Source organism: Saprospiraceae bacterium (assembly GCA_016716185.1).
In the GTDB taxonomy this organism is placed as follows: Bacteria; Bacteroidota; Bacteroidia; order Chitinophagales; family Saprospiraceae; genus Vicinibacter.
The window spans coordinates 2,022,835-2,045,993 of sequence record JADJWV010000002.1; the positions used below are offsets into that span (position 1 = coordinate 2,022,835).

The following is a 23,159-nucleotide window of genomic DNA, read 5'->3' on the forward strand; positions in this document are numbered from 1 at the left end:
AAAGAAAACAGTTTAAATTCAGATACTCAATCCTCTGCCTTCTTTCACAATTTTTCCTGTGGATTCCAATTGCTTCAAAAGTTTGTCCAATACCCCGTTTACGAACTCCTTCGATTTATCTGTACTGTAAGTCTTCGACAACTCCACATATTCATTCAAAGTCACTTTAGGCGGTATGGTTTTAAAATGAACCATCTCGACAACTCCCATTTTAATTAATATCATGTCGATAAGGGCAACGCGCTCAGAATCCCAGTTTTCCAAAACCGGATTGATCATGGCGCTTAAATCCTCGTTCATTTTGCAGGTGTGATCAAATAAATATTTGCCAAAATGAACCACCGTGTCTTCATCGGGAATGTATTCCTTATAAAAAGGCTCGTTATTGGGTAAAGCCTTTAAAGTTTTTTTCAATGCTCCGATGACAAGACTTTTGTCGTCAGTCCAACAGGCAAACCGGTCATCCATGATTTCATTAAACAATTCATTTCTCCGGCAAAACCGATACAATTCTAAAAGGATCTCTACATGATCTTCGTGATCAGACTCCTTATTCAGATATTCGATATAGCTTTTTTCTTTAGTAAAGTCTTTGTATATCTTCCGGAACAAATCGTCGTCGAGTCCTTCTGCACAATGTTCCTCTTTAAATTTATGCTGTATAAAATTGTTGTTTTCTATACTTTGGATCAGAGGATTGGAATAAATTTTATCGGTAAATATTTTATCGTCTTCAGACTTAATATGCTTGGATTGGCGGTGTTTGAAATCCTCGCTGGCAAAATAACATACCCGTCCAATGCAATATAAATTTAATAAATAAAGTCTGAAAGAGTCGTGTATGGTTTTAAGAAATGCCTGGACGGCCTGATCGTAAGTTAATTCGTGGTCTTGGGCCAGGCTATATAATTGTTGCATCACTTTGACGCGAACATTCCTCCTACTCAACATTGTAGTGTTCTGTCTTTAATTGAGTTGCAAAATTAATTGGATTATTGAATTTTCATCAACTTTACCCGAGAACTACTCGTTAATTTTTATAAAACCATTAAAAAGTTATCGTACAGGCTGAAAATCTATGAATTACTGCCAAAAATTCAAAAAAGATCCTTTTTGTCCTAAACATTTGTAAATCCCAATCAATACAACTTATTACCGGCTTCATTCAGGTATTTTTCCTTAAGCTCCTGAGGATCCGGTAACTGCTTGTGATGCCATTTATGAATAACTTTCCCATTTTTCAACAATAACAAGCCAGGATTTGACCTCATAATGGTCTTTAGCAATAGATCGTCGGCTTCATAGCATGAAAATTCAATACCGGAAGCTTTTCTCAATTCAATCATACCTTCTTCAGTCAAGCCGCCAAAAACTGCAGTAAAATTGACCTGAAGATCTTTTACTGAATCCAGCAATGGCAGAATTTGCTTTTGTATAACAGCCAGATAATCCGGATCAAAGGTGTATTTATTCTTTTTGATCGTCTTTTCAATAATGGTGTCAACCTTCCCTTTTCTAACCTCAATAGTCTCAATTAATGTCACAGGATCGAATATAACAACGGTGTCTATGTGAAAGATGGTGTCTGAAACTGACACTTCTTCTCCTTTCACCTCGTATTTAACTTTAGGACTAATGACCATCAATCGATATCGCTCGTCGTTCAAAATTTCACTTGTTTTGCTCTCCCCATCATAGGACAAGAGGTCAAAGTCTGATATTTTCGTCCGGGCAACCTTAGGTTCGGATTTTATCTGATCGAGGGTTTCCCATGTCGCTTTAAAATTTGGGTTGCTTTTGAACGAATCTATATAGGCCTGGTAAGGAACTTCCAATTCCTTTTGAGATTCTCTGTTCCTGATTTTATAAGCCAGGATCTCTACATCGGCCTGAGCTTTTTGTTCAATTTCGAGTTGAGTTCTGATATCCGTTCCAATTTTAAAAGGACGAAAGTCAATAACAGGTTCATTCCAGACATAATTTGAAAAACAGAACAGCAACAAGCCCAAGGTGCTCATTCCTGTAATGGCCATTCTGATTTTTTCTGTAAACAGTGTATACAGTTTCCTCCAGCGCAAGAGAAACCAAATAGCTGGTCCCATCAAAATAATATCTTTTATGAAAGAAACTTTGGGTTCAAGTTTGATAAAATCTCCGAAACAACCACAATCGGTTACCCTCATCTGATTCTTATTGAATTCTGTCCACTTTGAAAATTCAAAGAAATTGGCATCCGTGGGCACATAACCGGTTAAATAAGTGAATCCGGTAAGGATGGTAAAGAATACCATGATTGCAAAAAATAACCAGGCTGAAAGTTTTTTCTTATACCCAATTATGAGCATTACTCCAAGTACGATTTCCAACACAATCATAAATACCGAAAAACCCAATGAGTAACTTGAAAACATTGGAAATATCGGGGCCATGAATTTTAGAAACGAGCCATTGCAGGTATCCTCAAATGCGGTAAAATATTGCTCCATTTTAAAAGCAGTTCCCATCGGATCTACTGCTTTCACAAAACCGGAAAAAATAAAGAGTATACCGGCAAAATTTTGAATAAAATTATCCAAAAGTGAATAGCCTGGAGTTTTAAATCGGTAAATAATAAAACTCAAACAAGCTGCAGCAATACCAACATAAATGAATAAGGTAATAATTGTCATAATTCTAAAATTTAAATGACCAGGCTTTATTTTCTGACCAAATGATCAATGCAAATACAGCATAGTTAATGATATCCAGATAATTTGAAGCAGCGCCCTCAGAAATGATCGTTTTACCTTGATTTTTTTCGATTCTGCGTATTCTCAGAATTTTTGAAAGTATCAAATCGGTAAAACTGCTCATCCGCATTTGCCTCCAAATCTCGCCATAGTCGTGATTCTTTTTTAACATCAACTCAAATGCTTTGTTGAAATAATTGTTGTACAATCCAACGATCTCTTGTTTCTCAATTTCTTTATCCCCTGAACCTAAATCTAATTGGATCAAGGCCATTATGGAATAATTGATCAATCCAACATACTCTACATCGGGCATCTCGTCGATCAGCTGCTCGCTTTGTTCTTCTATACTCCGGATGCGGAATGCTTTGATCAAGAGCTGATCGGTGACAGAGGAAGGACGTAATATCCTCCAGGATGTACCATAGTCCTCCGCTTTTTGCGCAAATATACTTTGGCAGATCTTTTGAATCTGGCGATATTGTTCAATAGTTTTATTCAATTAACTGAGATTAAACCGACAAATTTATCTGGACAAATGCAGAATTTAGATAAATTGTTTTAAAATTCCTTCAAATAAATGTTAATAGCTTTGTATCCCTAATGAACACAGTATGGTGTATAGCATGCAGTTTTTGCCTGGGCTTGATCTTTCGCGTGGCAGCCAACCAAAAAATTGATTTGGTTCCCCTGGTTCTTGTGAACTATCTGGTTTGTTCAGTTATCGCATTTTCAAAAGTCCTGCAGCAACCTGCAGCTATCATAAATACACCCGGTTTGCTTTATAGTGGACTATTGGGTATCCTGTTTTTCTTCGGATTTACATGGTTTGCGAAATCTATACAGGAAGGAGGTCTTCCCATTGCAGTGTTGTTCCAAAAATTATCACTTGTGCTCAGTGTGCCTTTCGCTGTATTTCTTGGCGATACATTGCAGGGATGGCAAATGCCTGGGATCATTTTGTCTTGTATTTCAATTTATTTTCTTCAAAAATATCCGAACCGGGGTTTATCAAAATCGAAAACTGCCCTTCGCTTCCTTCTTGCAAGTTTGTTCATTTCCGCAGCGATTGAATGTACTTTTATCGCTGCCCGAAAAGTTTTGGAATGGAGTCAGGGACCACCCCATTTTTTCATTGGATTCATTTTTGTTTCTGCATTTATAACAGGCATCCTTTACTTTGCTGTTCGGAGGCAATTCCATCATGCAATAAACCGGAATGTCCTCATTACAGGTCTTGCGCTTGGCATTCCCAATTATTATTCCATTCATTTCATGCTGGAAGCTTTGAACACAGAATGGCAGCCATCTGTTTTTTATACCATTCTAAACATTGCCTTGATTGTTATATCGTGCTTTGCCGGAGTTTTCATATTTAAAGATAATTTATCTCCGTATCAATGGCTGGGTCTTGTCCTCTCGATTCTATCTTTGACCATGCTTACAGGATCGCAACTCTAAGACATGGAAAATTATCATTCAATACGATCTGAATGTCAATCTTCGCTGACCATTAAAGGAAGCAAGTTTATTGCGATTGCCTTTCCCGTACTCAACCAGAAAGAAGCGGAAGAAAAACTAAGCTTGGTTAAATCCATGCATCCCAAAGCCAGGCATTGGTGTTATGCCTGGAAAACCGGATTTCCGGAATTTTCGTATAAAGCTTCTGATGACGGAGAACCTTCCGGCACCGCAGGAAAACCGATATTAAATCAAATCGAAAGATTTGGACTCACCAACATCATTTTGATTGTGGTCCGTTATTTTGGAGGCATCCTATTGGGTACAGGAGGTTTATTAAAAGCCTACAAAGAAAGTGCAAGTTCGTGTTTGGAAAATGCACAGCCCGTTTTACTGGAAAAAAAATTGGAAATAAGAATTGCATCCAACGCCATAAAAATACAAATGTTGTTGGGCATCATCAAAGATTGTGGAGTTCCCATTAAATCTTTTGACATGACTACAGAAAATTGGATCCTCGTTGAAATTCCCCTGCGCCAAAAAACAGAATTCCTGAGAATGGTTAAGTCCAAACTTGAAAAGACTAACCTGACTCACATCGAAAATGAAGAAGATTGGAGGGATTGCAAAATAAGTTTTAGAGAACTATGAAACTCGTAGCATTGACCGGAGGAATGGGCAGTGGCAAAAGTACGGTAGCGGTCATTTTTGATTTGCTGGGTGTGCCTGTTTACAATTCTGATTTAGCCGCAAGAAAACTGATGGAAAATGATCGGTCTCTAAAGAACAAATTGATAAAAAAATTCGGAAAACAATCTTTCCAACTGGATGGAAAACTCAACACCTCCTTCATTTCTCAAATTGTATTCAATGATACCAGGGAATTGCAATGGCTGAATAAAACGGTGCATCCTTTCGTCGCCCAAGATGTTTCACTTTGGATCAAGGGACAAAATTCAGTTTACGGACTCATGGAGACTGCACTGCTTTTAGAATCCATGGCATTTATAAAATTCAGCAAGATCATTTTCGTCAAATCTCCTATAGAATTGAGATTACAGCGCATAAACAGCAGAGACCATTTACCAAGGGTTGAAATTCAGAAAAAATTAGATTCGCAAGCAAACGAACCTGCTGTAGAGAAATTATCTGATTACGCGATCGAAAATAATGACATCACTGGCCTCATATCCCAGGTGTTGGCTATTCACCACAAATTGAATGAGGCTTTTAGGTGAAAAATGTTAATATGGTCTGGTTTTATAAAAAGCTGGAAATCGGATTTTAACTTTGCTCTATACACTTTTTATGAAAACATCGACCTCTACCAGCACTTCGCAGTTTTTTCTGGATTTGGAAGACCGCTACGGAGCTCACAATTATCACCCACTTCCCGTTGTTTTGGAACGGGGTGAAGGTGTCAACGTTTGGGACGTAAACGGGAAACCATACCTCGACTTCCTATCTGCCTATTCAGCAGTTAACCAAGGGCATTGCCATCCAAAAATCATTTCTACCCTGGTGAATCAGGCTCAAAAGCTAACACTGACTTCGAGAGCTTTTTACAACGATCAGCTCGGGCCGTACGAAAAATTTATGTGCCGTTATTTTGGTTTTGAAAAATTGCTCCCAATGAATACCGGAGCAGAAGGCGTTGAAACGGCTGTGAAGTTGTGCAGAAAATGGGCTTACGCCAAAAAAGGAATTCCCGAAAATGAAGCAAAGATTCTTGTTTTTGACGGAAACTTTCATGGACGTACCATGTTAGCCGTTTCATTATCTACCGACCCATCGAGTTACCATGGTTTTGGCCCTTTCTTACCAGGCTTTATAAAAATTCCATACAACGACCCCGATGCACTGGTTCATGCATTTGAAGTCGAAAATTTAGCCGGAGTGCTCATTGAACCAATCCAGGGAGAAGCAGGTGTGGTGATTCCGGATGACAACTTTCTCGCTTTGATAAGAACCCTTTGCTCCAAAAATAATGTACTATTTATTGCAGATGAGATCCAAACGGGATTAGGAAGGACAGGAAAACGATTGGCATGCGACCATATTCCGGTTCGACCTGATATACTCATCCTCGGAAAAGCATTATCCGGAGGAACATTGCCTATATCCGCTGTTCTTGCAGACGACGAAATTATGCTTTGCATCAAACCCGGCGAACATGGATCTACATTCGGAGGTAATCCGTTAGCCGCAAAAGTTGCCATAGCTTCCATACAAGTAATTGAAGATGAACAACTTGCTAAAAATGCTTGGAGTCAGGGAATTTACTTGCGGGAGCTCCTTTCAACACTGCAACAGAAATTTCCAATAATTAAAACCATAAGAGGCCGCGGTTTACTCAATGCGATCGTAATAAATAGCGAGGAATCAAGTGATCTTGCCTGGAAGCTTTGTCTTTTAATGGCAGAGCAGGGAGTTTTAGCCAAACCAACACATGGGAACATCATCAGACTCGCTCCCCCACTCTGCATCAGAAAAGATCAAATTGAAGAAGCAAGTTTTGGGATAGAACGCGCCTTGAGTAGTCTTCAGTAGTAAAATTGAGCCGGTACCTAAAAATTTAGTATTATTTTTAGATAAAACATTCAAATCAATATAGATATATATTCATTTTTCTTATAATTTTGTCCAAAATATCAGTTTATGCGCCTTCAGTTATTAACCCTTTTTTGCTTATTTTTATTTATTAATTTGGGAAGCACCCAATTTATGCAAATTAAATTTTGCGGTAAAACAACGAATGTGGTACCCTCCACCGATGGTTCAGGCAACGACCAAAGACACAAAGGCGCTTTGAGATTAGATTACATAAGAGTCGGCCGACTGGGTCAATCTAAAACAAGTCCCTTTTACAATTTAGGGAACACGGGAGGACTTACATTTAAAAACAATACCTGGGTGGATGGTTGCACCAACAACCAAAATCAAACTTACTGTTCCGGTTGTACAAAATGCACTTTTGTGACTGACAACAGCAATAAAACCCTGGGAGTATTTGAAGGTAAAATGGCAGGAAATGTCAGAACGCGAAGCAATAATAACGACCTGTTCCTGGAAAGTACGGGTGACCAAAATGTTGTCTGCTTTGTTACCGATCCGTTTTCTGTAGCCGGTCACGAAGGAAAGAGAGTTGAAGTAAACATTGGATATGAAGGCACCAAACAGGATGGTTTTGAAACTAAAAATGTTAATTTTTGGTACAAATTCACAAACGGAGAATGGAAGCAACAGCTGAATCAAAACAGCAACTTTTTAAGGGTAATCGACACGACCATATTGGTTTTGGATGCTGTGCCAACGGCTGTTGAAAATCTGGAAAGAACGGTTGCATTTCAACTTATGCCTAATCCTGTAAACACAGAACTCGAAATACTATTAAACAGCAATGAAACCTTTTTTGGAACTGTAAATATTCTCGATTTTGAATCGAGAACCTTAAAGACAGAATCCCATCAAATACCCACTGGTACGTCTAAACTCGCCATAAACGTCAAAGATTTGTCAGCAGGTTTTTATTTCTTTCAACTGTCTGATGGAAAAGGAAGGACCAGTAGCAAAAAATTTGCGAAGTACTAATTTCTTGTTTGGGTCACAGGTACAGTAAAATTCTTTTAATTACCCGAAAGCGAATCAACATTCGTTATAAAATATTGCATACTTAGGGGATTTCTCATCGCATCCGGATTATAGGCTTTTTTAAGATCCGCTTTTAATAATACTTTTTTAACAGGTCCCTCCATTTTTTTACCACTGATGGTATAAGGAATATCAGGGCAGACGAAAATCTCATCCGGCACATGTCTTGGGCTGCAACGCAATCTGAGACAGGTATTAATTTTCTTGCGCAGCTCATCGTTTAACAGGACACCTGACTTCAGTTGCACAAACAATGGCATAAAATGCTCGCCATTTGTTTTTTCCAAATTCACTACAAGAGCATCAGCGATCTCCTCCAGTTCATTCAATGCGCTGTAAAATTCAGCGGTACCCATCCGGACACCTTGCCTGTTTAAGGTTGCATCCGATCTGCCATGAATGATCACGCCATCTTCAGCTGTAATCTCGATCCAATCTCCATGGCGCCAGACTCCCGGATACATCTCAAAATAACTGGAGATGTATTTCTCAAACCCCTGATCGTTCCAAAAAAATACAGGCATACAAGGCATAGGTCTCGTGATAACCATCTCCCCGACTTCCTGGTTTACAGAACGGCCTGAATCATCCCAGGCCTGGACCGCTGCTCCCAAAGCCCTGCACTGAATTTGACCGGCATAAACTGGGCGTTCTATACAACTACCTACAAAAGCAGTACAAACATCTGTACCGCCGCTCATCGAACAAAGCCAGACTTCCTCCTTTACAGCCCGGTAAACCCAATCAAAACATTCAGCAGGCAAAGGGGAACCTGTTGATCCAATACTGCGCAAACTTCCAAGATCAAATTGTACACCGGGTTCAAGGTTTTCTTTCATGCAAGCGACCAGAAATGGTGCGCTGGTTCCAAAATGATGCATTTTCAATTCTGCACATTTTTGCCACAATGAATCTAGTTTTGGATATCCCGGACTCCCATCGTATAAAACAGCTGTAGCTCCTGCCAATAAAGATGCATGTACGAAATTCCACATCATCCATCCTGTAGTTGAATACCAGAAAAATCTTTCCCCTTTTCTGATGTCGTTTTGCAGGACCGTATATTTATAATGTTCGAGCAGCATTCCTCCGTGGCCATGCACAATGGGTTTTGGCAATCCCGTGGTACCTGAAGAATACAAGACCCAAATGGGATCTGAGAAAGCGACTCTTTCAAATTGGATGTTTTTGGATTCCCCGTTCATCAAAGAAGTCATTGCGACCTGTTGATCATTTTCAAATTTGGGTGCAGCAATATCACAGCTTTCGATCCATAAAACTTTTTTCAAATTTTTTAAACCGGAAATCAATTCCTGTATTTGCGATGTTTTATCAAAAACTTTTCCACCATAACTGTAGGCAGTTACAGCTACTAAAATAATTGGTTCAATCTGTTTAAACCGGTCCAGTGCACTGCTGACTCCAAAATCCGGAGAACAACTGCTCCACACCAATCCACTCGCAACTGCAGCCAGCATACAAACCGATGTCTCCAGGATATTCGAACAATATGCCACGACGCGATCTCCTTTTTGCAGCCCTGCAGATTTGTAAAACTTTTGCACGGAAGCAACCTGGCCTTTAAGCTGACCCCAGGTAGTATACCGCAGTTCACTGGATTCAGTAAAAGAAATGAAGGCCATATCGGTGTCCGCTTTATTTTTAAACAGATGCTCTGCATAATTCAATTGAATGCCATCAAACCACCTGACATAAGGCATTGGATCATTAGAACACACCTCACTGTAAATACCCGAATATTCCATTTCAAAATATTCCAAAATACACTGCCAGAAATTTACATATAGATCGATAGACCATTCATACAGCTGCTGGTAATTCCTGAGCTGAAGGCCATATTTATGATTGACCCAGGTTCTGAATCTGTACAACTCTGAAGATTCAATTTGGGCTGAAGCGGGACTCCAGATTTTTTGTATTTCTTTTTTCATTCGCCTGACTAAGTCCCCAAAAATATAGATTTAGTGATGAATCGTTAAAATATATAAGCAGAGGTCTGATCAATTACGAAAGCCCATTACTCAAAAAAAACAAATCAACGACTACTTATTATCGTGTGACATGACTACACAATTCAGAAGTAATTAAACTGTTCAACTCCCTGAAAGACAGCGGATTTAAGTTTGAATTCAGGACTCATGTAAAATATTGTTAGTATTGCCTAACTTTTTTGTTTGAAATTCATTTTAAGCTTTACATTTGCCCCATGGAAGGCCAATTATTAAGTACATCGGAAGAAAACTACCTGAAATCCATATACGAGCTCTCTAACCGGTCAGAGGACTCCGATACCAGTACCAACGAATTGGCTTCCTATGTCGGAAGCAAACCCGCCACGGTTACAGAAACATTGAAAAGACTGGCAGACAAAGGATTGTTGCGCTATGAAAAATACCAGCCGGTGCGTCTTACCATCATTGGTAAAAATATGGCTCTTCGGATCTTGCGCAAACAACGGATCTGGAACACCTACTTATTTGAAAAATTAGGGCTCGAGCTCAATGAGCTGACCATGCATTCGGACCAACTCGAACACGTCCACTCTGAAAAACTGATAAATATTCTGGATGAAATGCTTGGCAAACCTTTATTTGACCCATTTGGCGATCCCATTCCCGATGCGAAAGGACAAGTCAGAGGTAAATGTTTTAAAAGTCTCGATCAGATCAAATCAGGTGAGATCTGCAGGATTACCGGCTTCAAAAACCGAAGCGAGTTATTCATCCAGTACATACGGAAAATCGGATTGCATATCGGAAACCATTTACTCATTTTAGATAAAGAAGCATTCGACGGAACCCTCACCGTTCTGAAAAACGGCCAGTCCCAGCTACAGTTGCCAGCCTCTCTTGCTCAAAACATCATTACGTCCACATCTTTCCAGTGCTGCGCATTTGAAAAGCAACTTACTGAACCCCCGTGTTTAACCCAATTGATTCAGCTGGTCAATAAATACCCATCTTAATCCTAATATCTCATGAAAATCTTGATGACCATGAGCTTCATGCTCATACTCACATTGAATGCGCAGAGCCAGAAAACGGTCCTAAAAGGAAGAGTTACTGAAACCGATCCTTCAAAATCAATTGCTGGGGCACTGATTTATTTGGAAAATACTTCATATGCCACTTATACAGATGCACAGGGAACATTCGCTTTGGAAATTTCAGAACCTGCACACTTTACGCTTGCTGTAAAATTTGAAGGCTACCAGACTTTCAAAACCGAAATTCAAACATCGCCTGCAGAAACGTCAGAACTGAGGATACAGTTGAAAGAAATCAGCTCTACCCTTCCCGAAATCCTGGTTATGACAAAAGGTTATAATGGAGTCCGGGAAATACCTGGTTCCGTTCATTACATCTCGCCAAAAGAATTGCAGAAATACAACTATACAGACATCCACAGAACGCTTGGAATGCTGCCGGGCATTCATATTCAGGAAGAAGACGGATTTGGTTTAAGACCCAATATTGGTTTGCGTGGAACCGGTGTCGAACGCAGTTCCAAAATAACCATCATGGAGGATGGGGTCCTCATTTCACCAGCACCTTATTCAGAACCCGCAGCTTATTATTTTCCAACCACCGGAAGAATGCAGGCCGTTGAAATAATCAAAGGAAGTAGTCAGATCAAGTATGGTCCTTTCACGACCGGAGGCGCTATGAACCTGGTTTCAACTGCTATCCCGGATGCCTTTAGCGGAAAAATAAATCTCTGGCTGGGCAATCACGGTTCAAAAAATTTGCATGCCTATGCCGGAAACGCACACAAGAACATATCCTACGTCTTTGAAACATTTCAATACAATGCCGATGGATTCAAAGATCTCGATGGAGGCGGCAACACCGGGTTTGACAAAAAAGATTATCTGGCAAAAGTGTCCATTCATACAAATCCCGGCGCAGCAGTTCCCCAATCGCTAAGTTTTAAAATAGATAAAACATCTGAAACTTCAAATGAAACCTATTTAGGCCTCACTGAATCTGATTTCAACACCACCCCATACAGAAGATACTATGCTTCCCAAAAAGATCAAATGATCAGTGAACACAATCAAATTGCCTTGATTCATACCATAAATCCTTCGGCTTTCTTGACGATAAAATCGATTGCTTATCATACTGATTTCAGCAGAAACTGGTACAAATTAGATAAGGTCAAAAATATCACAACCGGAATAAAAACAGGCATCGCAGATGTACTTGCAAAACCCGATGTTTATGCGAGCGAATATGATTTCATCAGCCATACAAGCACTGGCCTGCCTGCTCATTCGCTGATTTTAAAAGCCAACAATCGCAATTATTCAGCACGCGGAATTCAATCCAATGTCATTTATAAATTTGAAAGCGGAAGTTTGCGTCATCGCATTGAATTTGGTTTGCGCTTGCACGAAGATGAAGCAGACAGGTTCCAATGGGAAGATGAATACGACATGAATAACGGAATCATGATGCTGAGTTTCCACGGGAATCCGGGTTCCGAAAGCAATCGGGTCATCGAATCCAATGCGCTGGCTTCATTCGCGTCCTATAAATTGAACTGGAACAAGTTAACTTTAAGCCCAGGTTTGCGCTATGAAAAGATCAAATCAAGTCAGTTCGAATATGGAAAAAACGATGCAGGAAGAACGGGCAAAGATTTAAAGTATACGTCCAATGAAGAATCGGTTTTCATCCCGGGGATTGGTGTGGATTATAAATTTTCAAAAGAAATGCATGGTTTTTTTGGCCTTCATAAAGGCTTTGCACCTCCCGGACCACAAGACGAAACCAATCCGGAAATCAGCGTCAATTACGAATTGGGATTTAGATTTGAAAAATCTTTCATGAATGTAAATGCAACAATCTTTTTCAATGACTACAGCAATTTGCTGGGATCTGATCTTTCGGCATCAGGCGGTGGAGGAACCGGAGATCTTTTTAATGGAGGATCTGTGGAATCTAAAGGATTGGAATTTGAATGCAGATATGACCTAAACCGCATTTTTCCACATTCCAAAATAAGTTTGCCTCTATACATTTCCTATACCTATATGGATGCCATTTTCAAAAACAGTTTCAAGAGTACTTTTGAAGATTGGGGAACCGTAAATCAAAATGACGAATTGCCATACACATCCAAACATCAGCTCTCATTCCAGTTATCTCCCGAATTTCAAAAATTCAATTTCAACATCACCGGAAAGTATCTCGGTAAAATGCGAAGCAAACCCGGACAAAACGAAATTTCAGCTGCTGAATTGATCCCATCTCATTTCGTTGTCGACATCAGCATTAAGTACATTGTGAACAACAATATTTGTTTGTTTGCAAATGCGTTAAATGCTTCCGATCATGTTTATCTCGTCTCGAGAAGGCCTGCCGGACTTCGGCCAGGGCTTCCTCGCACCTGTTCAGTAGGCATGACCGCCAGATTTTAAGATTCGATTTTGCCTGCTTTACGATTTGGGTCATATGAAAGTTAAAAAATTCGCCTCTATGCAGATTGGTAAACTAATTTTGAAATTAGATTGTTGAAATTTGAAGTTTAGAATTTAATTACAACTCACAAATGAAGGAGTTCCTAAAGAAAATAAATACACGTCTCGTTCAGAAGCATCCCTATCTGGCCAGATTGGGCATGGCGGCTTTCCTTTTTTTTCTGATAAAAGGTCTGGTTTGGATTGCTGTATTTATTTGGGCTTACTTGAAAATAAAAAGCTAAGGGGTGAAATTCTCCCGGTTTCATTTTCTAAACTTTTTTTAATACCGTATCCATTCAGTGAATCACCAACCTTATTCTGCAAAGCTATTACCACTTAAGTTTTTTACATAAAGTCTCCATGCAGATGAATAGATGACCGGAGTAAAGCCTGACAAAAAAGCTTTGGTTCCGTTAGCTTTTGCACGACCAACCAGAGAACTGATATCCATATAAGTGAGCCGACCATCAATCAATTTGACATATCAACGCAATTCAATTTCTATCGGGTCGAGAGCAAGAAAGCGGGGGTAGTTTTAATAAATTGAAAAAAAGTAATCCAAAGCCAGATTAAATCAGGAACTGATAGATTTTAACCTTACTAACGTACAAAAAAAAAACCTCAGCATCCTTACTGAGGTTTTTGTGATCTGTTTGGGATTCGAACCCAAGACCCACGGCTTAAAAGGCCGTTGCTCTACCGGCTGAGCTAACAGATCTGACCACGATCTGAAAATCGAGCTGCAAAGATACGTTTACCGCCCTTTTTTCCAAAATATTTGATTTTTATTAATATTTCCGGCAATTTCAGGGCTAAGTCCTTGCTAATCAGCATGCTTCTTCCTGTTTTACCGGGATGCTAATTCTTAACCCTTCTTTACCAAGGATCGTATTGTCAAACACAGATTTACATTCTTCCAGGATGGGCTCAAGTTGTTCATACCTGGATGAATAATGTCCGCAAAGCAGTTGTTTTGCCTTGGCCAGCTTCGCCATTTCGGCAGCCTGTCTGGCCGTTGAATGCCCATGCTCATAAGCCAGTTCAGCCATTTCATCCAAATAAGTCGTTTCGTGAAATAATAGATCGACGTTCTGAATAAAGGGCAAGATCTGTTTATTGAACCTGGTGTCTGTGCAGTAAGCAAATTTTCGCGATGCAGGTGCTGGAAGTACAAGCGATTCGTTCGCAAACGATCGGCCATCTTCCAATTGAATATCTTCTCCTGCTTCCAGAATCTTATAATATGCCAAGGGGATATTCAGTTGTTGTATTTTTTCTATGTGAAGCTTTTTGCGGTTCTGTTTTTCCTGAAAAAGAAATCCGGAACATGGAACCTTGTGATCCAGTGGCAAAGAACGCACGGTCACGTGTTCGTCTTCATAAACGCATGCTCCCATAAAATTATGAATGGGATGAATTCTCAGTTCAAACTGTAGCCCCATGGTCGTTCTCGATAAGACGGCATTCAAGAGGTCTTCGATGTGGGCTGGTCCAAAAATATCTAAAGGTTCAATCCGGCCCAAAAGTTGAAAAGTGGTAATCAATCCTGGCAAGCCATAAATATGATCGCCATGGAGATGGGTTATAAAGATCCGGTGAATCCGGGATAATCGGACACCGTATTTTTTTAATTGAAATTGAGTGCCTTCTCCGCAATCTATAAGATAATAGTGCTCGTGTATATTGAGGAGTTGAGAAGAAGGAAATCTGTCATATGCAGGTAGGGCTCCATTGCTTCCCAGGACTAGAAGCTCAAAAGGTCCGGTGTTCATGCCTTATTCTTCCTCTGTCAAATCGCGCTCGAGATCTTCCATGAATACGTATTCAACGGCCTCTTCCATGGTTGGAATAATGGTTAGGATTCCATTCAGTTTGGAAATTTCTATCAATTTCTGAACGCTTTCGCTTCGTACATTGGTCATTACAAAACTACCAAAATCCTTCCAGATGCGGTTTGCTGTAAGTATTGAACTCAATCCCGAAGAATCGACATAATCCACCTGACCTAAATCGAAAATCAGGTTTCTCACACCTTCATTCCTTAGAAAAACAAATTCAGATTTTAATTGAGGGGCAATCAAGGAATTAAGATTGGCTTCCTCTAAAGTGAAAATGGCATACCTTTCCTGTTTGTCTACCTGATACTTCATGAACGGTCTTATTAATATAAAGTCTTAGCTTTTATTTACTTACCTATAGAATTTTATTAATATATATTAGGAAATTCCACAGATTTATTACCTTTGAAAGGCAAAAGTAATAAACTTTGTTCCATACCCATCAAATAGAATGTTATTTGGCGGACTTGTGAACATTGCTTCCTGCCGATTATTTATATTGAAGCGAAATGAATTTGTATATTTTCTGGATTAAAAATTTTGAAAGCGGGTTCTGATGAATAAAAAGTTTTCCCAAAAAGTAAAAAAAGTACTTGCCAATAGCCGGGAAGAATCGCTAAGATTGGGTCACGACTACATTGGCACCGAACACATTCTCCTGGGCCTTATACAGGAGACGGATACACTGGCAGTCAGTGTTCTCAAATCACTGAAAGTGGATTTAAATGATTTGAAATTTAAACTTGAAGAATCTATCCCTGTCAAGAAAGGGAATGAAGCCACATTTCAAGTGGGCAATTTGCCCTTAAACAAACATGCAGAAAAGGTATTGAAATTTACCTATCTCGAAGCCAAAGTCAATAAGGAGGAGGAAATTTATCCCGAACATTTGGTTTTGAGCTTACTTAAACATCACGACAATCTGGCTTCCCAGATCCTCGAAGATTTTAATGTAGATTACGAGACCTTCAGAAATGAGCTGGAATTTCTGGTTGAACAACAAAGTGATCCGTCCCTGTTTGAAGACCTTCCTCAAAATGCTGCTAACGACCCCGACCCTTATGAAGACGAACCATCTCAAAGCAGTTATTTAAGGAAATCGGGTTCAAAATCGCAAACACCTGTTTTAGATAATTATGGACGTGATGTATCCAGGCTCGCAGAAGAGGGAAAGCTCGATCCCATCGTAGGCAGGGACCGCGAAATAGAACGCGTATCTCAAATTCTGAGCCGCAGAAAAAAGAATAACCCGATTTTAATTGGAGAACCCGGAGTTGGCAAGACCGCAATTATTGAAGGTCTTGCTCTTAGGATCGTGCAAAAGAAAGTATCGCGCACCCTGTTCAATAAACGCATAGTCATGCTTGATCTGGCAGCTTTGGTTGCCGGTACAAAATACCGCGGACAGTTTGAAGAGCGGATCAAAGCCATCATGAGCGAACTGGAAAAAACCAGGGATGTTATATTGTTTATCGACGAGATCCATACCATCATAGGAGCTGGTGGCGCTACCGGTTCTCTGGATGCCTCCAACATATTTAAGCCTGCTTTGGCCAGAGGAGAGCTGCAATGTATTGGTGCATCAACGCTGGATGAATACCGTCAGCATATAGAAAAAGACGGAGCGCTCGACAGGCGTTTTCAAAAAGTAATGGTCGATCCGCCAACCGTTGAAGAAACCATACAGATCCTGCTCAATATTCGCTCCAAATACGAGGAATTCCATTCTGTTAATTATTCGGATGCATCGCTGGTTAGTTGCGTTAAATTGAGCGATCGCTATATCACAGATCGCTTTCTTCCCGATAAGGCTATCGATGTGATCGACGAAGTCGGAGCAAGAGTTCATTTGAAAAACATACATGTTCCGAAACCGATTGAAGAACTCGAAAAACAAATTGATCAGGTAAAAGAGCAAAAAAATCTGGCAGTAAAAAGTCAACAGTACGAAAAAGCGGCTGACCTCCGCGATCTCGAATCCAAAATGCTCAAGAAACTGGAAATCGCCAAACAAGAGTGGGAAGTTGAGGCTAAAACGAAGAGATACCCTGTATCAGAAGACGATATCGCAGAGGTGGTTTCAATGATGACAGGAATTCCGGTCAACAAAGTTGCTTTGTCTGAAAGCAAAAAGCTGGTCAATATGGCTGACGAGATCCGTAAAATGATCATCGGCCAGGATGAAGCCATTGAAAAAATATGTAAAGCCATTCAGCGAAACCGGGTAGGACTAAAAGATCCGAAAAAGCCCATTGGCACCTTCATTTTTCTTGGCCCTACCGGAGTCGGCAAAACTGAATTAGCCAAAGGCTTAGCTCGGTTCTTATTTGATTCCGACGATGCATTGATTCGCCTCGATATGAGCGAGTACATGGAAAAATTTACCGTATCCAGGTTGATCGGAGCTCCGCCGGGATACGTTGGTTACGAAGAAGGCGGACAGTTGACCGAAAAAGTTAGACGTAAACCATATTCTGTAGTCTTACTCGACGAAATAGAAAAAGCACATCCGGATGTTTATAACATTTTACTACAAGTGCTAGACGAAGGTTTACTGACCGACGGACTTGGACGAAAAGTGGATTTTAAAAATACCATCCTGATCATGACTTCCAACATCGGAGTTCGGCAGTTGAAAGACTTTGGTCAGGGAGTTGGATTTGCTACAAAGACCCGAATTGAAAATCAGGACGAAAACACCAAAACGGTCATTAAAAACGCCTTAAAAAAGACATTTTCTCCTGAATTTCTCAACAGAATAGACGACGTATTGATATTCAATAGTCTGGAAAAACCGGAGATGAACAAAATCATCCAAATCGTAATCCAAAAACTCGTTTTGAGGATCGAACATCTCGGTTATTCCTTTAGCTTATCTGAAGAGGCCGTTGATTTTCTTGCAGAAAAAGGATTTGACCCCCAATTTGGAGCCAGGCCTTTGCATCGGGCGGTTCAAAAGTATCTGGAAGATCCCCTTGCAGAATATTTATTGCAACATAATCCGGAGCAAGGAACCAAACTTAAGGCCGTAATTGATAAAGAAAAAGGTCTTATCGTCATCCAGCAGCTCACCAAAACGGGCAGTGTGAAGAAATCTCAGTAAAATACCTGCCGACTTGTATTTTTGCACCGAATTAAAAACTATATCATTTGAGTCTTAGAGGACCTGTTTACAACAAAAAAGATGCCGTCAGAAGCCAATACCGTTTGAATGCTGCCATTAGGAGCCCACAGATACGATTGGTAGGCGAAGATTTTGATCAAATCAGTGAGACCGCCGGAAGGAAAATCGAAGCCGGCGTCTACCCTATCGAGCAAGCACTCCGATGGGCTGAAGATCTTGGAATTGATCTGGTTGAAATCACCAACAAAGCCGATATGCCGGTTTGCAAGATCATAGATTTCAACAAATTCCTTTACCTCAAGCGAAAAAAGGAAAAGGAAATTAAGGCCAAAACGGCAAAAACCGTTCTCAAAGAAATCAGGTTTGGCCCGCATACCGACGATCACGATTTTGATTTCAAACTCAAACATGCTATTAAATTCCTCGAAGAAGGCGCCAAAGTAAAGGCCTATGTTCAATTCAGGGGTCGCGCTATCGTTTTTAAGGAACGGGGCGAACTTGTGTTACTTAGGTTTATTAAAGAGCTGGAACCTTTTGGAGTTACCGAAGAGCTGCCCAAATTGGAGGGAAAACGCATGCATGTCATACTCACTCCTAAGAAAAAATCCAATTAAAAAGAAATCAGACTCTAATCTGTCGCTTTTTTGTATATTTGCACCCTTAAATTTTATCGCATATGCCTAAGATGAAGACGCATTCCGGTGCGAAGAAAAGGATGAAAGTAACCGGAAAAAATAAAGTCAAGAGTTTCCAGGCGAACTCATCGCACCTTTTCAGAAATAAATCTAAAAAGGCAAAAGGCCGCCATGCCTCTTCTGTTGTTGTAGATGCCGCAGAGGAAAAACGCATGAAAAAACTTTTAGGATTCGGTTAATCAAATTCATTCACCAAGGTTAAGAGCAGAATTCTTATCTGCCCCTTGAAAATCGAAAAATATGCCACGTTCAGTCAACGCAGTTGCTTCCAGAAGAAGAAGGAAGAAAATAATGAAGGCAGCCAGAGGTTACTTTGGCGGTCGCTCAAAAGTCTATACGGTAGCTAAAAATGCCGTTGAAAAGGCCATGAAATATGCCTACAAGCACCGTAGGGAAAAGAAAAGAGCCTTCAGAAGATTATGGATCGCACGTATCAACGCCGGTGTAAGGGCTTTGGGTCTTAATTATTCCGGGTTTATAAATAAGTTGAAATCCAATCAGATCGACCTGAACAGAAAGGTACTTGCAGATCTGGCCATGAATCACCCAACAGCTTTTGCTGCATTGGTTGAAAAGGTAAAATAGACATTTCACGATATTCTAATGTCTGATGGCTTCCACCGGGTCCATCCTGGAAGCGTTCAATGCTGGTATTATTCCGGATAAGATTCCAATCAATATGGATAGGCTTAAGCCCAACAGGATATTCTCAAATGAGATATACATGGGGAAGTCCAAAAGTTTACCAACCAGGGTAAGAACAGCCCAAACCATCGATAGGCCTATAACCCCTCCTATGATGCATAACATGATGGCTTCAAACAAATATTCCAGCAAGATGAAGTATCGTTTTGCACCAAGGGCCATTTTGATTCCAATCAGCGGAGTTCTTTCCTTTACGGTTACAAACATGATGTTAGCCACGCCAAAAGCTCCAACAAGCATGGCAAACATCCCTATAAAAAATCCTGCATAGTTGATCACTTTAAACACCCCCTGCACAATAGAGGTGAGCATGGTGAGTTCGTTCACAGCAAAGTCATTCTTATCCAAGGGTTTCAAACCCCTTACAGGACGAATGATGCTTGCAATTTCCAATTTTAATTCTTCCAGATCGATTCCCTTTTTGGCTTTGACATTGATCAATGTAGCCCAATTTGAATGTGCGTGAATATTGACCAGCTTTCGCGCCGTATTATAGGGCACAAAAATCGCCTCATCATTATTCATGATGTTGATGATGGATTTTCCTTCCTTTTTCAAAACACCGGCTACAACAAAATACTGCCCTTTTAAATGCAGTTTTTTCCCCGTAGCATCTCCTTGCGGAAACAAGGCCTCAGCAAGTTTATTGCCCAGTATAACCTCATTCATACCCGTAAGAAACGCCCTACCGGAAAAATAACTACCTTCCAGCAATTCAAGCTGGATCACCTTGTTATAGTCCTCTGTTATGCCAGCAAGAAAAGCCCCTTCTACATAATTATTCGAGTATTTCACCAATGTCCCTGGTAAAAAGACCATTATAGAAGCACATTCAGCAAGTTTAGATCTGTCCTGAATGGCTTCGAGATCATCTATATCGGGATTCGGCCTGGCCAGATATTTCCAATAGTTCTGGCCGGGCTCCTCTTGCCAGGGCCATTTATCTACATAGATGACATCATTTCCAAGCTTATCAAAGCTTTGTACAATATTGTCTTCTAAAGAATCCACTGCCGAAAGAACCGCTATGACGCAAAAGATTCCAATAGTGATTCCCAGAAGGGTCAAAAAGCTTCTCAATTTGCTGCTCACCAATTGTTGTATGGCCTGGTGCAATCCGTCAAGTAGTATTCTTAGTATCAGCATAGGAACTATAAATCAAAAATATGCGTTAAAGCATCAATCCAAGGCTTATTTAGACCAATTGCTAAAAAATCCATATCACTTTACAACATTCTTATATAAAAAACATTAGATATACTGCAAAACACTTGATTTTGGTATATCCAAAAACTTATTTTTGCGCAAAATTAAAAAGAGCCCATGCGGACCAAACTTTCCCAGTTTACATTTAATCTTCCTAAAAACCTGATCGCCCAATACCCGGTTAATGAGAGATCGGAGGCCAGAATGATGGTCATACACAAAGACAGTGGTAAAATTGAGCACAGAACCTTCCAGGATTTGTTGGAATACGTCACTGAAGACGATTGCATGATCATCAACAATACCAAAGTTTTTCCAGCCAGGATGTTTGGAAGGAAAGAAAAAACAGGTGCCAAAATTGAAGTTTTTCTTCTGAGAGAACTAAACAGGGATGTCCGGCTTTGGGACGTTTTGGTAGATCCAGCCAGAAAAATAAGAGTTGGAAACAAACTTTATTTCTACGACAAGAACGGAAAGGAAGTCCTGGTTGCAGAAGTTGTAGACAACACTACTTCGCGTGGAAGGACCATAAGATTTCTGTTCGACGGCGATCGCGATGCATTTCAAGCTGCATTAAAGACTTTAGGACAGACCCCGCTTCCTAAATACATCACCAGAAATCCCGAACCATCAGATGAAGAACGATATCAAACTATTTATGCCAGTGAAATTGGAGCCGTTGCTGCACCTACAGCAGGGCTGCATATGAGTCGCGAGTTGTATAAAATGCTTCAGATTAAAGGCTTAAATTTTGGCGAAATAACCCTTCATGTTGGCCTCGGTACATTCAGGACAATCGATGTTGAAGATCTTTCCAAACACAAAATGGAAGCAGAATATTTCAGAATTCCAGATGAGACTGCCGACCTGGTCAACAAAGCAAAAGACAACAACAAAAGCATTTTTGCTTTGGGAACAACCAGTATGCGTGCTTTGGAGTCCTCAGTAACCGCATCCCGCTATTTGAGAGCTGCCGAAGGCTGGACCAATTTATTTATTTATCCCCCGTATGAATTCAGAATTGCCAATAAACTGATCACAAATTTTCATTTGCCTAAATCCAGTTTGCTGATTATGGTTTCTGCATTTACCGGACATGAGTTACTTACAGAGGCCTACGAAATTGCTATAAAAGAAAAATACAGGTTCTTTAGCTATGGCGATTCCATGCTTATTGTTTAAAATCGAATTTTCCAATCATTGCAAAACCCATAAAAAGAAAATACACCTATGTACTGGACATTAGAACTGGCTCACCATCTTGAAGAAGCACCCTGGCCTGCAACACGAGATGAGCTCATTGATTTCGCCATACGAAACGGAGCTCCTATCGAAGTGCTTGAAAACCTTCAGGAACTGGAAGACGAGGAAGAGATTTACGAAAGCATGGAAGATATTTGGCCGGACTATCCCCGGAAAGATGATTTCCTGTTTAATGAAGATGAATTTTAAACCACAATCCCGTTTTTTAAACAACGGGATTTTTTTTACTTGAGCATGTCAGAAAACTCATGATCATTGCCATTGACGGACATTCAGCTTGCGGTAAAAGTACTCTGGCCAGAGATTTGGCTCATGCATTGGGTTTTCTATATATAGATTCCGGAGCCATGTACCGGGCTGTTACCTTGTATTTTCGCAGTAAAAATATTTTACCCACAGATTCTGAATCCATAAGCAAACAAATCGACCTCATCCATATTCATTTTGAAAAAACAGAATCGTCTCACTTGATCCTGAACAACCAGGATGTTTCTGAAACAATTCGTTCAAGTGAAATCAACGATTGGGTTAGCGATTATGCTACTATACCGATCGTTCGTAAGAGAATGGTGGAATTACAAAGAAATTTGTCGGCAGATTCTGATGTAGTGATGGATGGCAGAGATATCGGCAGTGTGGTATTTCCACAAGCAGAAGTTAAATTTTTCGTAACTGCCGATATAGAAACACGTACACAACGACGGTTCATTGAATTGCAGGAAAGAGGAATTCATGCAGATTACCAGTCTGTTAAAATCAACTTATTAAAAAGAGATCAGATAGATTCCACCAGGCTTGACAGCCCTTTAATCCAATGTGTTGACGCCGTTGTCATTGACAATAGCAGGATGACCCGTTCTGAACAACTTCAAGTCGCTCTGGACACCATCAGGGGGAAGCAAATTTTAAAATAGTTCCGGCAAAAACCAGGCATATTTCGGTTATCCGGATTCCAGCTTCTTTAACCCGGCTTCAAGAATCGCAAATTATATTCTCTCC

22 protein-coding genes and 1 tRNA gene are annotated in these 23,159 nt (G+C 40.2%); 14 read left to right on the plus strand and 9 right to left on the minus strand.

Annotation, left to right across the window (positions count from 1 at the left end):
• Nucleotides 1–18 precede the first annotated feature (18 nt).
• The 3 genes from nusB to IPM34_09795 all read right to left on the minus strand — a co-directional run bounded on the left by nusB (nucleotide 19) and on the right by IPM34_09795 (nucleotide 3,231).
• Nucleotides 19–951 carry a transcription antitermination factor NusB gene (gene nusB / locus IPM34_09785; GenBank protein ID MBK8955836.1) on the minus strand — a complete coding sequence of 311 codons (933 nt, stop codon included), beginning with the start codon at nucleotides 949–951 and terminating at the stop codon, nucleotides 19–21.
• 188 nt (nucleotides 952–1,139) lie between these two features.
• Nucleotides 1,140–2,669: a DoxX family protein gene (locus tag IPM34_09790; protein ID MBK8955837.1), complete on the minus strand. Its 1,530-nt coding sequence runs from the start codon at nucleotides 2,667–2,669 to the stop codon at nucleotides 1,140–1,142.
• A gap of 4 nt (nucleotides 2,670–2,673) precedes the next feature.
• Nucleotides 2,674–3,231 carry a DUF1599 domain-containing protein gene (locus IPM34_09795; protein MBK8955838.1) on the minus strand — a complete coding sequence of 186 codons (558 nt, stop codon included), beginning with the start codon at nucleotides 3,229–3,231 and terminating at the stop codon, nucleotides 2,674–2,676.
• A 101-nt stretch (nucleotides 3,232–3,332) separates the two neighbouring features.
• Between IPM34_09795 and IPM34_09800 the strand changes: the two genes are divergently transcribed.
• From IPM34_09800 to IPM34_09820, 5 genes are all read left to right on the plus strand, one after another.
• Nucleotides 3,333–4,190, plus strand: coding sequence for an EamA family transporter (locus tag IPM34_09800; GenBank protein ID MBK8955839.1), 858 nt, complete (start codon nucleotides 3,333–3,335; stop codon nucleotides 4,188–4,190).
• A gap of 3 nt (nucleotides 4,191–4,193) precedes the next feature.
• Entirely contained in the window at nucleotides 4,194–4,841 is a 648-nt protein-coding gene (locus IPM34_09805; protein MBK8955840.1) for a YigZ family protein, read from the plus strand.
• On the plus strand, nucleotides 4,838–5,428 hold the full coding sequence (gene coaE, locus IPM34_09810) for a dephospho-CoA kinase (GenBank protein ID MBK8955841.1): 591 nt from the start codon (nucleotides 4,838–4,840) through the stop codon (nucleotides 5,426–5,428). The genes IPM34_09805 and coaE overlap by 4 nt, the downstream gene beginning before the upstream one ends.
• Before the next feature lie 70 nt (nucleotides 5,429–5,498).
• Nucleotides 5,499–6,740, plus strand: coding sequence for an ornithine--oxo-acid transaminase (gene rocD, locus IPM34_09815; GenBank protein MBK8955842.1), 1,242 nt, complete (start codon nucleotides 5,499–5,501; stop codon nucleotides 6,738–6,740).
• A 174-nt stretch (nucleotides 6,741–6,914) separates the two neighbouring features.
• Nucleotides 6,915–7,781 (plus strand): T9SS type A sorting domain-containing protein, encoded by an 867-nt coding sequence (locus IPM34_09820; GenBank protein MBK8955843.1) that lies wholly within the window; start codon nucleotides 6,915–6,917, stop codon nucleotides 7,779–7,781.
• Between the two features lie 35 nt (nucleotides 7,782–7,816).
• Here IPM34_09820 and IPM34_09825 read toward each other — a convergent pair whose 3' ends face one another.
• Nucleotides 7,817–9,793 (minus strand): acetoacetate--CoA ligase, encoded by a 1,977-nt coding sequence (locus IPM34_09825; protein ID MBK8955844.1) that lies wholly within the window; start codon nucleotides 9,791–9,793, stop codon nucleotides 7,817–7,819.
• A 275-nt stretch (nucleotides 9,794–10,068) separates the two neighbouring features.
• Here IPM34_09825 and IPM34_09830 point away from each other — a divergent pair, with 275 nt between their 5' ends.
• Nucleotides 10,069–10,827: a metal-dependent transcriptional regulator gene (locus IPM34_09830; protein ID MBK8955845.1), complete on the plus strand. Its 759-nt coding sequence runs from the start codon at nucleotides 10,069–10,071 to the stop codon at nucleotides 10,825–10,827.
• Between the two features lie 12 nt (nucleotides 10,828–10,839).
• On the plus strand, nucleotides 10,840–13,287 hold the full coding sequence (locus IPM34_09835) for a TonB-dependent receptor (GenBank protein MBK8955846.1): 2,448 nt from the start codon (nucleotides 10,840–10,842) through the stop codon (nucleotides 13,285–13,287).
• A 355-nt stretch (nucleotides 13,288–13,642) separates the two neighbouring features.
• Here IPM34_09835 and IPM34_09840 read toward each other — a convergent pair whose 3' ends face one another.
• The 4 genes from IPM34_09840 to IPM34_09855 all read right to left on the minus strand — a co-directional run bounded on the left by IPM34_09840 (nucleotide 13,643) and on the right by IPM34_09855 (nucleotide 15,479).
• A complete protein-coding gene (locus IPM34_09840) occupies nucleotides 13,643–13,804 on the minus strand; it encodes a hypothetical protein (GenBank protein ID MBK8955847.1) in 162 nt (53 codons plus the stop codon).
• 170 nt (nucleotides 13,805–13,974) lie between these two features.
• Nucleotides 13,975–14,047, minus strand: a tRNA-Lys gene (locus IPM34_09845).
• A gap of 109 nt (nucleotides 14,048–14,156) precedes the next feature.
• Nucleotides 14,157–15,101, minus strand: coding sequence for a ribonuclease Z (locus IPM34_09850; GenBank protein ID MBK8955848.1), 945 nt, complete (start codon nucleotides 15,099–15,101; stop codon nucleotides 14,157–14,159).
• Between the two features lie 3 nt (nucleotides 15,102–15,104).
• Entirely contained in the window at nucleotides 15,105–15,479 is a 375-nt protein-coding gene (locus IPM34_09855; protein ID MBK8955849.1) for an STAS domain-containing protein, read from the minus strand.
• Nucleotides 15,480–15,723: 244 nt separating this feature from the next.
• Between IPM34_09855 and IPM34_09860 the strand changes: the two genes are divergently transcribed.
• From IPM34_09860 to rplT, 4 genes are all read left to right on the plus strand, one after another.
• The gene (locus IPM34_09860; GenBank protein MBK8955850.1) at nucleotides 15,724–18,270 is read left to right on the plus strand and encodes an ATP-dependent Clp protease ATP-binding subunit; all 2,547 of its coding nucleotides are present in this window, start codon (nucleotides 15,724–15,726) and stop codon (nucleotides 18,268–18,270) included.
• Nucleotides 18,271–18,317: 47 nt separating this feature from the next.
• A complete protein-coding gene (locus IPM34_09865) occupies nucleotides 18,318–18,905 on the plus strand; it encodes a translation initiation factor IF-3 (GenBank protein ID MBK8955851.1) in 588 nt (195 codons plus the stop codon).
• A gap of 62 nt (nucleotides 18,906–18,967) precedes the next feature.
• Nucleotides 18,968–19,165: a 50S ribosomal protein L35 gene (gene rpmI / locus IPM34_09870; protein MBK8955852.1), complete on the plus strand. Its 198-nt coding sequence runs from the start codon at nucleotides 18,968–18,970 to the stop codon at nucleotides 19,163–19,165.
• 61 nt (nucleotides 19,166–19,226) lie between these two features.
• Nucleotides 19,227–19,571 carry a 50S ribosomal protein L20 gene (gene rplT / locus IPM34_09875; GenBank protein ID MBK8955853.1) on the plus strand — a complete coding sequence of 115 codons (345 nt, stop codon included), beginning with the start codon at nucleotides 19,227–19,229 and terminating at the stop codon, nucleotides 19,569–19,571.
• A gap of 15 nt (nucleotides 19,572–19,586) precedes the next feature.
• Here rplT and IPM34_09880 read toward each other — a convergent pair whose 3' ends face one another.
• Nucleotides 19,587–20,837 carry an ABC transporter permease gene (locus IPM34_09880; protein ID MBK8955854.1) on the minus strand — a complete coding sequence of 417 codons (1,251 nt, stop codon included), beginning with the start codon at nucleotides 20,835–20,837 and terminating at the stop codon, nucleotides 19,587–19,589.
• A gap of 177 nt (nucleotides 20,838–21,014) precedes the next feature.
• On the opposite strand from IPM34_09880, the gene queA reads away from it, so the two are divergent.
• From queA to IPM34_09895, 3 genes are read left to right on the plus strand one after another with little or no spacing between them, the layout of a single operon-like run.
• Nucleotides 21,015–22,079 carry a tRNA preQ1(34) S-adenosylmethionine ribosyltransferase-isomerase QueA gene (queA, locus tag IPM34_09885; protein MBK8955855.1) on the plus strand — a complete coding sequence of 355 codons (1,065 nt, stop codon included), beginning with the start codon at nucleotides 21,015–21,017 and terminating at the stop codon, nucleotides 22,077–22,079.
• A gap of 48 nt (nucleotides 22,080–22,127) precedes the next feature.
• A complete protein-coding gene (locus IPM34_09890; GenBank protein ID MBK8955856.1) occupies nucleotides 22,128–22,349 on the plus strand; it encodes a DUF2795 domain-containing protein in 222 nt (73 codons plus the stop codon).
• Nucleotides 22,350–22,408: 59 nt separating this feature from the next.
• Nucleotides 22,409–23,074: a (d)CMP kinase gene (locus tag IPM34_09895; GenBank protein MBK8955857.1), complete on the plus strand. Its 666-nt coding sequence runs from the start codon at nucleotides 22,409–22,411 to the stop codon at nucleotides 23,072–23,074.
• Nucleotides 23,075–23,159 lie beyond the last annotated feature (85 nt).

Coding starts and splice junctions, on each gene's coding strand:
- nusB (MBK8955836.1), bottom strand. CDS start 951: ATGTTGAGTAGGAGGAATGTTCGCGTCAAAGTGATGCAACAATTATAT.
- IPM34_09895 (MBK8955857.1), top strand. CDS start 22,409: ATGATCATTGCCATTGACGGACATTCAGCTTGCGGTAAAAGTACTCTG.
- IPM34_09880 (MBK8955854.1), bottom strand. CDS start 20,837: ATGCTGATACTAAGAATACTACTTGACGGATTGCACCAGGCCATACAA.
- IPM34_09800 (MBK8955839.1), top strand. CDS start 3,333: ATGAACACAGTATGGTGTATAGCATGCAGTTTTTGCCTGGGCTTGATC.
- rocD (MBK8955842.1), top strand. CDS start 5,499: ATGAAAACATCGACCTCTACCAGCACTTCGCAGTTTTTTCTGGATTTG.
- IPM34_09835 (MBK8955846.1), top strand. CDS start 10,840: ATGAAAATCTTGATGACCATGAGCTTCATGCTCATACTCACATTGAAT.
- coaE (MBK8955841.1), top strand. CDS start 4,838: ATGAAACTCGTAGCATTGACCGGAGGAATGGGCAGTGGCAAAAGTACG.
- IPM34_09805 (MBK8955840.1), top strand. CDS start 4,194: ATGGAAAATTATCATTCAATACGATCTGAATGTCAATCTTCGCTGACC.
- IPM34_09825 (MBK8955844.1), bottom strand. CDS start 9,793: ATGAAAAAAGAAATACAAAAAATCTGGAGTCCCGCTTCAGCCCAAATT.
- rpmI (MBK8955852.1), top strand. CDS start 18,968: ATGCCTAAGATGAAGACGCATTCCGGTGCGAAGAAAAGGATGAAAGTA.
- IPM34_09855 (MBK8955849.1), bottom strand. CDS start 15,479: ATGAAGTATCAGGTAGACAAACAGGAAAGGTATGCCATTTTCACTTTA.
- IPM34_09890 (MBK8955856.1), top strand. CDS start 22,128: ATGTACTGGACATTAGAACTGGCTCACCATCTTGAAGAAGCACCCTGG.
- IPM34_09830 (MBK8955845.1), top strand. CDS start 10,069: ATGGAAGGCCAATTATTAAGTACATCGGAAGAAAACTACCTGAAATCC.
- IPM34_09790 (MBK8955837.1), bottom strand. CDS start 2,669: ATGACAATTATTACCTTATTCATTTATGTTGGTATTGCTGCAGCTTGT.
- IPM34_09860 (MBK8955850.1), top strand. CDS start 15,724: ATGAATAAAAAGTTTTCCCAAAAAGTAAAAAAAGTACTTGCCAATAGC.
- rplT (MBK8955853.1), top strand. CDS start 19,227: ATGCCACGTTCAGTCAACGCAGTTGCTTCCAGAAGAAGAAGGAAGAAA.
- IPM34_09850 (MBK8955848.1), bottom strand. CDS start 15,101: ATGAACACCGGACCTTTTGAGCTTCTAGTCCTGGGAAGCAATGGAGCC.
- queA (MBK8955855.1), top strand. CDS start 21,015: ATGCGGACCAAACTTTCCCAGTTTACATTTAATCTTCCTAAAAACCTG.
- IPM34_09820 (MBK8955843.1), top strand. CDS start 6,915: ATGCAAATTAAATTTTGCGGTAAAACAACGAATGTGGTACCCTCCACC.